The sequence below is a fragment of the Neobacillus sp. SRL179 genome (assembly GCF_984799095.1).
In genome coordinates this window covers 2598654-2612695 of record NZ_OZ481792.1, presented here as the reverse complement: position 1 = coordinate 2612695, position 14042 = coordinate 2598654, and the positions used below count along the sequence as shown (strand labels likewise).

At 37.2% G+C, this 14042-nt stretch carries 14 protein-coding genes; 10 read left to right on the top strand and 4 right to left on the bottom strand.

What is annotated here, in order from left to right; all coding sequences use genetic code 11:
* Positions 1-138 precede the first annotated feature (138 nt).
* The 4 genes from AC4E8C_RS12885 to AC4E8C_RS12870 all read left to right on the top strand — a co-directional run bounded on the left by AC4E8C_RS12885 (position 139) and on the right by AC4E8C_RS12870 (position 4116).
* Entirely contained in the window at positions 139-1209 is a 1071-nt protein-coding gene (locus tag AC4E8C_RS12885) for a CotH kinase family protein (RefSeq protein WP_490207089.1), read from the top strand.
* A gap of 155 nt (positions 1210-1364) precedes the next feature.
* The gene (locus tag AC4E8C_RS12880; protein ID WP_490207088.1) at positions 1365-1907 is read left to right on the top strand and encodes a hypothetical protein; all 543 of its coding nucleotides are present in this window, start codon (positions 1365-1367) and stop codon (positions 1905-1907) included.
* Between the two features lie 57 nt (positions 1908-1964).
* Entirely contained in the window at positions 1965-3260 is a 1296-nt protein-coding gene (locus tag AC4E8C_RS12875) for a hypothetical protein (protein WP_490207087.1), read from the top strand.
* A 187-nt stretch (positions 3261-3447) separates the two neighbouring features.
* Positions 3448-4116 carry a DUF2642 domain-containing protein gene (locus AC4E8C_RS12870; RefSeq protein WP_490207086.1) on the top strand — a complete coding sequence of 223 codons (669 nt, stop codon included), beginning with the start codon at positions 3448-3450 and terminating at the stop codon, positions 4114-4116.
* 270 nt (positions 4117-4386) lie between these two features.
* On the opposite strand, the gene AC4E8C_RS12865 is transcribed toward AC4E8C_RS12870, so the two are convergent.
* Positions 4387-5037: a phosphatase PAP2 family protein gene (locus AC4E8C_RS12865; RefSeq protein WP_490207085.1), complete on the bottom strand. Its 651-nt coding sequence runs from the start codon at positions 5035-5037 to the stop codon at positions 4387-4389.
* Positions 5038-5306: 269 nt separating this feature from the next.
* Between AC4E8C_RS12865 and AC4E8C_RS12860 the strand changes: the two genes are divergently transcribed.
* Both AC4E8C_RS12860 and AC4E8C_RS12855 read left to right on the top strand, forming a co-directional pair.
* Positions 5307-5699: a thiol-disulfide oxidoreductase DCC family protein gene (locus tag AC4E8C_RS12860; protein ID WP_490207084.1), complete on the top strand. Its 393-nt coding sequence runs from the start codon at positions 5307-5309 to the stop codon at positions 5697-5699.
* Between the two features lie 106 nt (positions 5700-5805).
* Positions 5806-6996, top strand: a complete 1191-nt coding sequence (locus AC4E8C_RS12855) for a M14 family metallopeptidase (RefSeq protein WP_490207083.1) — start codon at positions 5806-5808, stop codon at positions 6994-6996.
* Between the two features lie 51 nt (positions 6997-7047).
* Here the strand turns inward: AC4E8C_RS12855 and AC4E8C_RS12850 are convergent, their stop codons facing one another.
* Positions 7048-7566 carry a VOC family protein gene (locus AC4E8C_RS12850; protein ID WP_490207082.1) on the bottom strand — a complete coding sequence of 173 codons (519 nt, stop codon included), beginning with the start codon at positions 7564-7566 and terminating at the stop codon, positions 7048-7050.
* Between the two features lie 526 nt (positions 7567-8092).
* Between AC4E8C_RS12850 and treP the strand changes: the two genes are divergently transcribed.
* The 4 genes from treP (at position 8093) to AC4E8C_RS12830 (ending at position 12806) form a co-directional block, all read left to right on the top strand.
* The gene (gene treP, locus AC4E8C_RS12845; protein WP_490207081.1) at positions 8093-9517 is read left to right on the top strand and encodes a PTS system trehalose-specific EIIBC component; all 1425 of its coding nucleotides are present in this window, start codon (positions 8093-8095) and stop codon (positions 9515-9517) included.
* An 81-nt stretch (positions 9518-9598) separates the two neighbouring features.
* Positions 9599-11269 carry an alpha,alpha-phosphotrehalase gene (gene treC / locus AC4E8C_RS12840; protein ID WP_490207080.1) on the top strand — a complete coding sequence of 557 codons (1671 nt, stop codon included), beginning with the start codon at positions 9599-9601 and terminating at the stop codon, positions 11267-11269.
* A 14-nt stretch (positions 11270-11283) separates the two neighbouring features.
* A complete protein-coding gene (treR, locus tag AC4E8C_RS12835) occupies positions 11284-11997 on the top strand; it encodes a trehalose operon repressor (protein ID WP_490212550.1) in 714 nt (237 codons plus the stop codon).
* 131 nt (positions 11998-12128) lie between these two features.
* Positions 12129-12806 (top strand): SOS response-associated peptidase, encoded by a 678-nt coding sequence (locus AC4E8C_RS12830; protein WP_490207079.1) that lies wholly within the window; start codon positions 12129-12131, stop codon positions 12804-12806.
* Between the two features lie 154 nt (positions 12807-12960).
* On the opposite strand, the gene AC4E8C_RS12825 is transcribed toward AC4E8C_RS12830, so the two are convergent.
* On the bottom strand, positions 12961-13206 hold the full coding sequence (locus AC4E8C_RS12825) for a hypothetical protein (protein ID WP_490207078.1): 246 nt from the start codon (positions 13204-13206) through the stop codon (positions 12961-12963).
* Between the two features lie 288 nt (positions 13207-13494).
* Positions 13495-13872 carry a hypothetical protein gene (locus AC4E8C_RS12820; protein ID WP_490207077.1) on the bottom strand — a complete coding sequence of 126 codons (378 nt, stop codon included), beginning with the start codon at positions 13870-13872 and terminating at the stop codon, positions 13495-13497.
* Positions 13873-14042: the final 170 nt, after the last annotated feature.

The window sequence follows — 14042 nt, the reverse complement described above, 5'->3', positions numbered from 1 at the left end:
GTTAATTTATGGGAATAAAGTGGGGTTTGATATAGACATTCATTTATTTTTTTTTAATTAGTCTAATGCCTATATACTGCACCATTACTAGTTAAAGAGCATAGTATTCTAAAAATGTGTATATAGAGGGGGTTTGTCATGCAAAAATATGAAATTATTATTAATCCTAAGATGTTAAACCAGCTAAATAATGATATTTGGATGGATGAACATGTACCTGCCATTCTTAAAATAGGAACGAAGCATTATTCCATTGGCGTGGCATATCGGGGAAATGTGATTAGAAAAAAGAAAAAAAAATCATATAATATTATTTTTAAAAAGCCCTTTATTCTTAATGGTGCCCATGAAATTCATTTAAACGCTGAATTTAACGATATTTCCCTAAGCCGGAACAAGCTATCCCTTGATTTCTTTGACAGAATCGGAGTGATATCACCGCATTCCAAACATATCCTTCTCTATATTAATGGATTGTGTAAAGGTATTTATTTAGAGCTGGAGTCCTTCGATCAATATTTGTTGAAAAAAAGAGGTCTTCCGATGGGCCCAATCATATACGCCACCAATTATCACGCGAATTTCTCCTTGTTAAACCCAGAAAAAGAACTAAAGAAAAGGTTATCAGAAGGATACACCATAAAATACGGTAAAAAAAATGACCTTTCAGGTGTAGAAAGTTTAATAACCATGACCAACACCCTCAACAATGATGAATTTATAGGACAAATTTCAGACGTGATAGATGTGGACAAATATTTAACATGGCTTGCAGGGGTTGTTTGTACCCAAAACTTTGATGGTTTTATTCATAATTATGCACTTTTCCTAAATGGTGAAACGGGGAAGTATGAAATTACTCCATGGGATTATGATGGTACCTGGGGCAGAGACTTGCATGGGAAACTCCTTGAACACGACTATATACCTATAACTGGGTATAACACTCTCACGGGTAGATTGCTTTATTTTCCTGACTTTAAAAAGAAATACGGTGAGATTCTTACCGGCATTTTAGATCATGAGTTTACAGTTCATACGCAATCAAGAATTATGAATGAACTATTTAAAACTCTCAAACCTTATTTACATCTTGATCCCTTTATTAAAAGCAGTCCTGAAATTCTAGACAAAGAAATGGAGTATATTTGCGAGTTTATTAATAAAAGGAGCGGCTACTTAAAGCAACAATTGGTGAAGCTTCAATAAAGAAAAACGTATATGGTTAAATATCATATACGTTTTTCTGCCTATTTTTCACCTAAAATAAGAAAAAAAGGCTCCTTTATTAGTACAACATCATCCCGTGATACATATAGATGCAGTGTAAATGTTTATTTAAATTAAAGGAGGAAAATTCTTTTATGGATAGAGAATTGATGAATCAACATGTGGGTAAAACAATCAGGGTTGACCGTGGCGGTCCAGATTCTAGAATTGGTAAATTGTTAGCTGTTTTCGAAGACTATTTTGTCCTATTAACTGAAAAAGACGGTGTGGTTTACTACAAAACAAACCATGTCAGAAGTATTACAGAGAGTTCGAAGGACGCAATGAAATTGGGATTAAAAATTCCAGAAAAATTAGATTTTAAATCCGCTGAAAACTTTCATAAGCTTTTAGAAAGTATTAGATTTCAATGGGTTAAAATTAACCGTGACGGCGGGCCAGAGTCATTGGAAGGCGTACTGAGTGATTCCAATAAACACTATGCTTCCCTTATCGTTAAGGATGAAGTAGTTCGTTTTTCAATGAAACACATTCGAAACATTAGCTACGGCTTGATGGTGGAGAAACACAAAAAGGATGACTCTGGCTCTGACGATTCCAATAAGAACAATAGTGATGATAAAAGTGAAGGTAATGATAACAACAAAAATAATGATAACAACGAAGACAACGAGTAAACTATTTACGTCGCTTCTCCACTGAGGAGCGACCCATTATCTCTAAGGAGGATTAATATGGGTTTAGATAAATTTTCAGCTGCATTGGATTTATTAAAAGGATTTCATGTAAATCTCTTTGTAGGTGAAGACGTATTTAAAGGGAAACTGATTGGCGTCGAAACTGATCATGTCGTTTTGGAAACAGAGAAAAAGTATATATTTTATTATAACATTGACAAAATTCAAGCCATTACTAAAAATACTAAGCAATTTCAGCCTGAGTTATCCACGGCTGATTTTCAAAAAACACAGAGTTTAAAAGAGCTTTTACATTCCTTCCAACATTCCTGGGTTACGATTTTGAGTCTAAACAGACAAAAATTCACGGGTGTATTAAGCGAAATTGATGAGGATTTTGCTACCCTAATTAATGGTGAAGAGCGCATTTTAATTAAATTAACACATATATCTAACATCTTAAAAGGCTTTGTTAAGGAAGAAACCAAATCAGACGAGACCAAGTCAGGAGAGTCAACTAAAGAGAAAAAATCAGACGATACGAAGTCAAAAGATTCAACAAAAGAGAAAAAATCAAATGAATCCAAAGAAGATGGTAAAAATAAGAACGAGTCTAAGGAATCAGAAAAGGAAACAAAAGAAGAAGACACTGTGCTATTTGAAGCGAAAGAATACACAGCAGAAAAAATGCCGGAAGTTTACTCCAAGCCAGTAGTAAAAGCTACTAGCTACAGTTCTGAAAAGAAAGCGAAAACTCAGTCACCGCGTGAAAAGGATGAAAAGGAACCTGAGGTTTGTGAAGCAGTTGAAGAGGTCGATTCAAACCATCAAATGGTTTGGTCACAACCGATTAAATGGGAAGCTGACACTTCAGACACCAAAGTAGAAAATCACTCTTCTAAAGGTAAAAAACATCATTCAGTTGGAGAAACAACCGAAAAACAAATGAATGAAATCAAAAAAACAAATAACGACATAAAACAAAAAGACAAAAAAAATGAAGAACCAACTATAAGCAAACCAAAACAGGTTGATAAAATGAAAGATACAAAAGAAATGAAACAGAGTAAAGATACAACTAAGAATACTACTCCACAAAATAAAGAAGCTAAAGGTTCCAAATTCCATGATACAACAACATCTAAACCAATGGTTTCTCAAAATGCTGCCCCTAAGAAAAATGAAAAAAGCGAAAAGAATTCCAATGATACGAACAGGGTTTGGAAACAAAAAGAGCAGGAAAAAAGAGCCTTCCGATTCACAGGTGAGCCAGCTCCTCGCAATTCAGAACGAACATTCCCATTCGCTGGATGGCCAAACCCCAGCACAAACAAAAGAACATTTAGATTCTAACCAAAGAAACTATTATGAAATGCATATGAATATTATTAGATTCATTGACCAGGTACTTTGGGTGCATCATAAAGTCCTCTTACAAATTAGAGCTGGGCGAGTCTTATCATTTTAATAGTAAATAAGGAATTAGTCCCAAGCCCTTCTCTATTTGTAAATGGAGATTTCAAGGAAAGGATGTGAGTACATGAAAATGAAAGAAAATATCGGGAAGTATATTAAACTAGAAATTTCCGGAAAGAAATTCATTAGCGGATTACTCGTGGATATCGGCAGTGATTTATGGGTCATGTTTAATGGTAATGATTACCTCTATATTCCAACGATCCATTGTCAAAACTGGCAGCTTTTAAAACAATATGAAATTGATGAAATTACATTTAATGATGAACCAACCCCTATTTATAATCATAATGAAGAAATATCGTTACGAAAAACACTTACCGCGGCAAAGGGAATTTTCACCGAAATCTATGTAACTAGTAACCAAGCACTGCATGGATATATTATTAGCATTATGAATAATTACTTTGTTTTTTACTCCCCTATTTATAAAACAATGTTCATCTCCCTTAACCATTTAAAGTGGTTAATCCCATATACCAATAATCAACGGCCATATGGTCTAAGTAATTCCAGTTTACCTGTAAATCCAAGTAATCTAACATTTGCAAGATCCTTTGAGGTGCAGCTAGATAAATTAGTCGGAGAACTAATTGTCTTCAATATTGGTGAAAATGAAAACGTAATTGGTAAAATACAAGGTATTAAAAATAACTTTGTAGAATTAATTGGTGCGAAGGAAGAGCCATTTTATATCAATCTACAACATATTAAAACCGTTCATATGACCTAACTACTGACATTTTTTCGGCTGATTTTTAAACAAGCTTTAAGAAAAGCGGAGGCGTCCTGGTCAGCGGCGTATGGCCTGGAGCTCTCCAACTGAGATAAAGGAAACACGAAGAGCCGGAGGCGATTCGATGTTGACTTATCGTAGGGCGGAGAGCGAAGGACCTAGCCGCTAGGGCGCTGGAGCTAGGCAATTCTCAAAGTAGAAAATTATATTCTTTATTAAAAAAAGAGTGTCACGTGGCACTCTTTTATATATTTGTTCGGTTAAAAGTCACGATTTATTCTTCAAATAAGCCGTCTCCGACTTTCCAACGAGGCGGAGAATTACATAATCAAATGTCATCCCATAGAGAAATGTAACAAGGAACATGGAACCAATCATATCAAAGATGACGTGTTGTTTAACAAAAAGGGTTGAGATGATAATTAATGATCCTAAAAAATGAATCCCTATAAGGTTAATGGCGTGTTTATTTTTGATATGTAATGAACCAAGCATAACCGCAAATGTCGTTAGAACATGTATACTTGGAAAACAGTTATAGGGGCGGTCCTTTGAATAAATCCATAAAACAATTTTATTAACAAAATTATCACCCGTCACTAATGGTCGTGGGACAGTTGTTTGGAAAAAGAAATAAATGACAAAACAAATCAACTCAGCCATGACAATCAACAAGATTGTTTTCAGATAGATCGTGGTATCTTTAAAGCAAAAGTAAATTAAGTAACAAAAGATATAAGCATACCAAAGAATATAGGGAATAATAAAAATCGGTAAAAAAGGTATAGCTTGGTCGACGGATGTAGACAAATTTAAGGCTCCATGTGACCGACTATTTAATAGTTGATAAATCATTCCCAGAACGGGGAACACCAGCAAAAAAAGTAAATAGGGAGTTTTTCTTATTAATTTATACACATCGAATCCTCCCCTAACTCCTCAAATGTAAATATTTCTCAAATTTAATAATACCATAAATATGCTGAAAACACATAAATGGGTGTCAGGCACCATTCAAATTTTTAGTACCCCATATAGTGGTTATGAAAACTTACTTTAGCGAAGCGCGGATGATTGTAACTGGAAATTAAAAATGTGATAATTTTATATACTTATAAAGTGACGATCCTCTCAGTCAAATATTACGGTACAACCATGAATCGGTTAGTAAAAAAGGCGGTGCCCCTATGAATCCTATCATCTTATTTGACGGTGTTTGCAATTTATGTAATAGCAGTGTGCAATTTATTCTAAAAAGAGACGGTCCTGGCCATTTCACCTTTGCCTCCCTCCAGGGGAAAGCAGGACAAGAATTACTTAAACAACATGGAGTTAGCACGGAGTTAAACAGCATTGTATTAATTGAAAATGGTCATGTTTACGACAAGTCAAGTGCAGCCTTACGAGTGTGTAAATACTTGAATGGACCTTGGAAACTTGCGGCTGTGTTCATACTCATTCCTCAAGTCGTCCGAGACTATCTTTATGAAATAATTGCAAAAAACCGTTATAAATGGTTTGGCAAAAAAGAATACTGCATCGTCCCTCAACCTGAATGGAAACATCGATTTCTAGATTGAAAAATAGAATAAAAAACGCTGTCTGCACGAGTGCCTAATTGCAACTAATAATTTATTCCATATCGCATACATTTTAGTAATAAGAAGATTTCAGCAGGAGGCGCATATGGATATTTTTGTTAGACAAGGAGATTCATTATGGCACTACAGCCAGTTATTTGATATGAATTTACAGCTCATTCTTGATTCGAATCATGATATCCAACAGAACAGTCTTTCAGTGGGTCAGCGGGTTCGGATTCCAGGCTTTGTAGCCCAAGAATATCAGATTCGCCAAGGAGATTCCTTATGGAAAATTGCCCAAAGCCGGAACCTCCAGCTTGAATCCCTTCTTTTGGTTAATCCTAATGTAAATCCTAGTAATTTAAAGGTTGGTCAAACGATCCGTGTGCCACTCAGGATCACGTGGAGATTGGTAAATGGAGGACAAAATTACGATTTCAACCTATTAATGAATGATATTAGACGTTTGCTTGGCGTCTACCCCTTTTTACAAACGCCTTCAATTGGAAAAAGTGTTCTTGGAAAGAGTATACCTGAACTCCTGATTGGTAATGGCAGTAAGCGTGTCCATTATAATGCATCTTTCCATGCAAATGAATGGATTACTACATCCGTTATGATGACCTTTCTTAATGATTATCTATTATCACTAACCAATCAAACACTTATCCGCGGTTTAACAACAATTCGATTTTACCAACAAACTATGTTATCGATTGTACCAATGGTAAATCCTGATGGTGTTGACCTGGTTTTACATGGTCCACCTGCCAATGAAACATGGCGCCAGAAAGTGGTAGAATATAATAAGGGAAGTATGGATTTTTCAGGCTGGAAAGCCAATATTCGCGGTGTGGACCTAAATGATCAATTTCCCGCTCGCTGGGAGTTAGAGAAAGCAAGAAATCCTGATAAGCCTGGTCCAAGAGATTACGGGGGCGAAAAGCCATTAACAGAACCTGAAGCCATCGCCATGGCAGAAATGACAAGAAGCCGGGACTTTGCTAGAGTCTTAGCTTTTCATACACAAGGTGAAGTCATTTACTGGGGATTTGAAAATGAAGAGCCGCCAGAATCAGAGGTAATTGTTCAAGAATTTAGCAGAGTTAGTGGGTACGAACCTGTCAAAACAATCGAAAGCTATGCCGGATACAAGGATTGGTTTATACAGGATTGGCGCCGTCCGGGGTTCACGGTTGAGATTGGCAGAGGAATCAATCCCCTTCCGTTATCACAATTTGATGAAATCTATCAAAAAACACTAGGGGTTTTCTTGGCAGGTCTTTATATGTAGCTTAATAAATATTCAAAAAGAGACTGGAAATCCAGTCTCTTTCAATTGTCTTCAGGATTTTGGATAATTCAGATCCCAGATAATGCCAAATTTATCTTTCACTTTTGCATACTTTGCTCCCCAAAAGGTATCCTGTAATTCCATGTGTACGGTCCCTTTTTCTTTTAATGCATCATATACCGTTTGAATCTCTTCTTCACTTTCAAATTCGAGTGTTAAGGAAATATTATTCCCTACTACCACCGAACTTCCTGGGAACGTATCCGAGACCATAATCAACAAATCATCCTTTTTAAATTGGGCATGAATAATTCGATCATGGGCCTCTGGCGGGGTGGGATAATCTGCTTCCCCATAGGTTTTAAGATTAGATATTTCCCCTCCAAAAATACTTCGATAATACTCTAGTGCTTCTCTCGCCTTACCATCAAACATAAAATAGGGTGTTGCTTGTCCTTTCATCAGTCGACACTCCCCTTTTCTTTTAAATTGGAATTCCTTATTTAAAATTCCTTTTATTAACGGCTCCTCCATTTTAATATTTACGAGACTAAAATACCATATCTCCAAAATAAAAACTCCTCCTGATCAAGAATGAACCTCCTAAAGCAGAAAAAAAACCTTTGAGATAAAATCTCAAAGGTTAAAAAGAGAACTTAGTGGTCTAGGCCAAGCCCTCAAAATTAGGAGGTCTAAACTCAGAAGAATTTAAACATCTTTATATTACCATTTTCAAAATATTCATTCAACAATTTATTACTGTAAAGTAAAAAAGTGTTGGTAAATGAAACAAATGACCTATATAACGTTAAGTACAGGATCCCTAAGAATTAGCCAGGAAAATGGAAAGCATACTACTAGTATATCTTGACACTCCCCTTCAAGAAGAAGCTAGATGGACGAAAAAAACTTTAAAAAACCTAAAATTTCCTTGTTGACATACATGTATATACAAGTTAGAATGAAAACGTAAACAAAACTTGTATATACAAGCGTCAGAAATAATTTTGTAAACGCAGACAATGCTTGTTTATATCTAAACAATAATAATAGAAAGAAAATGGTAAGCTAAACCATTTCATTAGGGGGAAAGACAATGACGAAGTATACAGAACCTTCGAAAGAGCTATTGCAACACATTGGAGGTAAAGAAAATATTGCAGCCGTTACCCACTGTGTAACCAGAATGCGATTTGTATTAAATGATCCTTCAAAAGCAGATGTCGAAAAAATTGAAGATATTAAACTAGTAAAAGGTACATTTACACAAGCAGGTCAATTCCAAGTCATCATTGGTAATGAAGTACCTAGCTTTTATAATGAATTTACAAAAATTGCTGGTGTGGATGGTACTTCCAAAGAGGAAGCAAAAATAGCAGCCAAGCAAAATCAAAACTGGCTCCAGCGTATGATGGGCCACCTAGCTGAAATTTTCACACCATTAATTCCCGCTCTTGTAGTCGGTGGATTAATTCTAGGTTTCCGAAATGTAATCGGTGACATTAAATTATTAGATGATGGTACAAAAACAATTATTGAAGTTTCACAATTCTGGGCTGGTGTCCACTCCTTCCTATGGTTGATTGGTGAAGCAATATTCCACTTCCTGCCTGTCGGAATCACTTGGTCTGTTGCCAAGAAAATGGGTGCATCTCAAATCCTAGGGATTGTACTTGGTATTACCTTAGTTTCACCGCAATTATTAAATGCTTATGCTGTGGCAGGTGCAAAGGAAATTCCAACATGGGATTTCGGTTTTGCAAAAATTGAAATGATTGGTTATCAAGCACAAGTCATCCCTGCGATTTTAGCTGGATTAGTATTAGGATTCTTGGAAACTAGATTACGTAAAGTCGTACCAAACTCTATTTCGATGATTGTTGTTCCATTTTTAGCATTAGTTCCAACAGTATTAATTGCACACACAATCTTAGGCCCTATCGGCTGGACGATTGGTTCTGGCATTTCCCATGTTGTTTACTCTAGCTTAACTTCTGCATTTGGCTGGTTATTTGCGGCAATCTTCGGATTCGCTTATGCTCCACTTGTTATTACTGGTTTGCACCACATGACAAATGCGATTGACCTTCAATTAATGAGTGAACTTGGTGGTACGAACCTTTGGCCAATGATTGCATTATCTAATATTGCTCAAGGTTCTGCTGTTCTTGCGATGATCTTTATCAACCGTAAAAATGAAGAAGAAAAGCAAGTTTCAATTCCTGCTGCCATCTCATGTTACTTAGGTGTAACAGAGCCTGCGATGTTCGGTATTAACTTAAAATACGGCTTCCCATTCTTGGCAGCCATGATTGGTTCTATGATTGCTGGTGTTGTATCCGTTGCATCAGGTGTCATGGCTAACTCGATTGGTGTTGGAGGACTTCCTGGTATTCTTTCCATTCAGCCAAAACATATGGTTATGTTCTCCATCTGTATGTTGATTGCGATTGTGGTTCCATTTATTCTAACGAATATCTTTGCAAAAACAGGTGTTAAAAAGTTTTCGGTTAAAAAGTAAATCTACACTCCATTAAGGAGGGAGACCATCTCCCTCCTTTTCCACATTAGAGTACACAAATAAATTAGGCAGGTGTTTACTATGTCAACAGCATGGTGGAAAAAAGCGGTCGTTTATCAAATTTATCCAAAAAGTTTTAATGACACGACTGGTAATGGTACCGGTGATCTTCAGGGTATCATTGAAAAACTAGATTATTTAAAAGAACTTGGAGTGGACGTCCTCTGGCTCACGCCGATCTATCAATCTCCACAACGTGATAATGGTTATGATATCAGTGATTACTACTCCATTCAGGAAGAATTCGGAACGATGGAGGATTTTGACTTGCTTCTTAAGGAAGCACATAAACGCGGCATCAAAATCATTATGGATATCGTCATTAATCATACTTCAACCGAGCATGAATGGTTTAAACAAGCAAAATCCTCTAAGGATAATCCCTATCGTGATTTCTATATCTGGAAAGATGGCAAAAACGGCGAGCCGCCAACCAACTGGGAATCTAAATTCGGCGGATCGGCTTGGGAATATGATGAAACAACTGGACAATACTATCTTCATTTGTTCGATGTCACCCAAGCCGACTTAAATTGGGAAAATGAAAAAGTCCGCGCAGCATTATATGAAATGATGCACTTTTGGTTAAAAAAAGGTGTGGATGGTTTCCGTTTAGATGTCATCAATCTAATTTCGAAGGACCAGAACTTCCCTCAAGATGACAGTGATGGCCGTAAATTTTATACGGACGGACCAAGAATTCATGAATTTTTACATGAAATGAATGAGCAAGTTTTCTCAAAATACGATATCATGACAGTTGGCGAGATGTCGTCCACATCCATTGATAACTGTATTCGATACACGAATCCCGAGCAACAAGAATTGAACATGACCTTTAATTTCCATCACCTAAAAGTGGATTATCCAAACGGGGAAAAATGGACCAAGGCTGACTTCGATTTTCAAGCCTTAAAACAAATATTATCCAAATGGCAAGTGGAAATGAACGAGGGCGGCGGCTGGAATGCCCTTTTCTGGTGTAACCATGACCAGCCTCGAGCAGTTTCCCGTTTTGGTGATGATGTGAACTATCATAAGGAGTCCGCTAAAATGCTGGCTACTACCCTCCATTTGATGCAGGGAACCCCATATATTTTTCAAGGGGAAGAGTTTGGGATGACAAATCCAAAATTTGATTCAATCGATGATTACCGCGATGTAGAGTCATTGAATATGTTTAATATTATGAAAAAGAAAGGCATGGACGAACCGGAAATTATAGAAATTTTGCAGCAAAAATCACGTGATAATTCCCGCACTCCCGTACAGTGGAATGATGAAGGACACGCTGGTTTCACCATTGGAACACCTTGGATCAAAACAGCTGCAAACTATAAAGACATTAACGCGGAAAATGCGGTCCAAGACCAAGATTCGATTTTTTATCATTACCAAAAGCTGATCCAATTAAGAAAAGAGATGGAAGTAATCACCGACGGAGATTTTGAGTTAATTTTGGATCAAGATCAGGATATATTTGCTTTTATTAGGACAAACGGTTCCGAGAAATTGTTCGTGGTGAATAATTTTTATGGAAAAGAAACGAAATTTGTCCTTCCCTCTCAATTAGTTCTTGATGACTATAAGAGTAAAATGGTACTCTCAAACTATACGGACTCGGCGGCACAGCTTAACAAGGAAATTCTATTGCGGCCATATGAGTCGATTGTGTACCATTTGAAAAAATGAACGGAGATGTCATGATGACAAACAAGTACCTAACTATTTATAACGGCATTGTCGAGCAAATTAAAAACGGAGATCTCCCTCCACAAACGCTTCTCCCTTCTGAAAATGACTTAAAGGATCAATACGATACCTCAAGGGAGACGATCAGAAAAGCGTTAAATTTGCTTTCACAAAACGGCTATATTCAAAAAGTTAGAGGAAAAGGCTCGATTGTCATTGACATCAGCAAATTTGACTTCCCTGTTTCTGGACTAGTCAGTTTTAAAGAATTAGCCAGTAAGATGGGAAGTAAACCGAAAACGATTGTAAACGAATTATCATTAATCAAGCCTGATGGCTTTATTCGACAGCAGCTTCAGTTAGGCAGTAAAGACCAAGTTTGGAAGGTTATTCGTACAAGGGAAATGGGCGGAGAGAAAATAATTCTAGATAAAGATTATTTATGCTCTACCTTCGTGCCTATGTTAACAGAAGAAATTTGCGCGGACTCCATTTATCAGTATCTGGAAAACGAATTAAACCTGACCATAAGTTTTGCCAAAAAGGAAATCGTCGTCGTTGAACCAACACAGGAAGATCGCAGCCTGCTAGACCTCGAAGGTTTTTATAATGTGGTCGTGATAAAAAACTATGTCTACTTAGATGATGCCACCCTATTTCAGTATACAGAATCACGGCACCGGCCGGACAAATTCCGTTTTGTCGACTTTGCTAGACGAACACATTAATAGGTAAAGAGGAGTCGCTCCATTCATGACTCCTCTTTTTTGCCTCTTTAACCTTCTCTATAATTCCCTATGGAGTGCTTTTAAAAGGTAAATTTGATAAAATTACCTTACTAATTGGTGAGGTGAAAGATATGTGCGGCCGATTCACATTAACTGCAACAATTGATGAAATCATTGACAGATTCGATGTTCAATCTTTTTTAGAAGAGGAAAATTACTTGCCGAGCTATAATATTGCCCCTTCCCAATCCGTACTGGCGGTAATAAATGACGGAAAATCTAATAGAATGGGGTTTTTAAAATGGGGTCTTGTTCCACCATGGGCAAAAGACACTTCAATTGGATATAAAATGATAAATGCGCGAGCTGAGACGATTACGGAAAAGCCAAGTTTTCGGAAAGCTTTCCAAAAGAAGCGCTGTTTAGTGATCGCTGATAGCTTTTATGAATGGAAGCGTCATAGTGATAAAACCAAAATTCCCATGCGAATTAAGCTGAAGTCCAACGAGTTATTTGCAATGGCGGGAATTTGGGAAGGCTGGCAGGCTCCTGATGGAAAAATACTGCACACCTGTACGGTGATTACCACCACTCCCAATGAATTAATGAAAGATATTCATGACCGAATGCCCGTCATATTAAAACGGGAAGATGAACCGATATGGTTAGACCCCAACATCTCAGAGAAGAATGTGTTAAACCAATTATTGGTCCCCTATGACAATAGTTTGATGGAAACATACGAAGTTTCTTCGTTAGTAAATTCACCTAAAAATAATTCCATTGAGCTTATCCAAAAAATTTGTTAGCGCCCTTTTTATAATAAATTTTTTTAACAGGGACATGTTCACTACATGCACGTACAAGCTTAAACATATGCTGTATTAACCCATAAAAGTTTTCCTTCTTTAGAAAGTGGCAAAGGCCGCTTTCTTTTTTTTGATAATTTTTAATCATGGTAACTTAACACAAACTATTATTTTTCCCTTTTGTATCCCACCACTCACGAACCTCAAAAATACCCACTATTTCATTTTTTGCTTTTTCGAATACTTCCACGGTTTCATTTGTTGTATAAGACAAAATATAATGGCTAGGTGTTTCATTGATGACACGAAAAGAACTAATTTCACCATCTTGCATTTCAATCATGTATACCTTACCAGTCAGAATTCTGTTCGTGAGCGCTAAATTTTCCAATTTGCTCATCCCTCTCCAAAGTCTGGTTTGTTAAAAACACACAATAGTGATAGGCTTCTCTTCCCTATTAAGTTTATTGTATCAATCAAGCTTCTATTCATAAACAAAAAGATTTTCATTGTTATATTGAGTCGTTTCTTTACAACAGAAAAGCCCTGATTATTCAGGGCTTTTCACTTAGGGTCATACCAATTAAGTTTTGTTTTTATATCTTTTTCATTCGTCTGGTTTGTTTTTTAAGTTTCGCAAGCTACCTTTTTTAATATAAGTTTTCAGGTTAATAGCTACAGTGGCACCTTAGTAACCATGCCCGTGGAATCCTCCACCCCAGCCGCCATATCCACCATGTCCAGGGAATCCTCCACCCCAGCCGCCATGCCAACCATGTCCAGGGAATCCTCCACCCCAACCGCCATGCCAACCATGCCCAGGGAATCCTCCACCCCAGCCGCCATAACCGCCATGTCCAGGGAATCCTCCGCCCCAGCCGCCATATCCGCCCATTCCGGGGAATCCTCCCATGCCACCAAAACCGCCCATGCCAGAGTATCCTCCCATACCGCCAAAACCACCCATACCGCCTACGCCGCCAAAACCGCCCATTCCAGGGAATCCTCCCATACCCATGCCGCCTATTCTATCCACACCAACATTAAATTGTCCCATATCGTTCATTAGAGCATCTCTCCTTTTATAGGTTTCAGTCTAGACTATGTTGAAATGACAAAAAGGCATGGGCGAATGTCCATATTTTTCAGAACTAATATAGGTTTTAGCAGATTTTAATGAGCATGGTGGAACGTTGTGCATATTCATATTTCCACGGTGAACGTCTTGAAAGCGTA

What these genes read in the sequence shown, in the direction of transcription:
- treP (WP_490207081.1), top strand. Translation starts at nt 8,093, where the DNA reads ATGACGAAGTATACAGAACCTTCGAAAGAGCTATTGCAACACATTGGA.
- AC4E8C_RS12880 (WP_490207088.1), top strand. Translation starts at nt 1,365, where the DNA reads ATGGATAGAGAATTGATGAATCAACATGTGGGTAAAACAATCAGGGTT.
- AC4E8C_RS12855 (WP_490207083.1), top strand. Translation starts at nt 5,806, where the DNA reads ATGGATATTTTTGTTAGACAAGGAGATTCATTATGGCACTACAGCCAG.
- AC4E8C_RS12860 (WP_490207084.1), top strand. Translation starts at nt 5,307, where the DNA reads ATGAATCCTATCATCTTATTTGACGGTGTTTGCAATTTATGTAATAGC.
- AC4E8C_RS12870 (WP_490207086.1), top strand. Translation starts at nt 3,448, where the DNA reads ATGAAAATGAAAGAAAATATCGGGAAGTATATTAAACTAGAAATTTCC.
- AC4E8C_RS12885 (WP_490207089.1), top strand. Translation starts at nt 139, where the DNA reads ATGCAAAAATATGAAATTATTATTAATCCTAAGATGTTAAACCAGCTA.
- AC4E8C_RS12825 (WP_490207078.1), bottom strand. Translation starts at nt 13,206, where the DNA reads ATGAGCAAATTGGAAAATTTAGCGCTCACGAACAGAATTCTGACTGGT.
- AC4E8C_RS12875 (WP_490207087.1), top strand. Translation starts at nt 1,965, where the DNA reads ATGGGTTTAGATAAATTTTCAGCTGCATTGGATTTATTAAAAGGATTT.
- treR (WP_490212550.1), top strand. Translation starts at nt 11,284, where the DNA reads ATGACAAACAAGTACCTAACTATTTATAACGGCATTGTCGAGCAAATT.
- AC4E8C_RS12820 (WP_490207077.1), bottom strand. Translation starts at nt 13,872, where the DNA reads ATGAACGATATGGGACAATTTAATGTTGGTGTGGATAGAATAGGCGGC.
- AC4E8C_RS12830 (WP_490207079.1), top strand. Translation starts at nt 12,129, where the DNA reads ATGTGCGGCCGATTCACATTAACTGCAACAATTGATGAAATCATTGAC.
- treC (WP_490207080.1), top strand. Translation starts at nt 9,599, where the DNA reads ATGTCAACAGCATGGTGGAAAAAAGCGGTCGTTTATCAAATTTATCCA.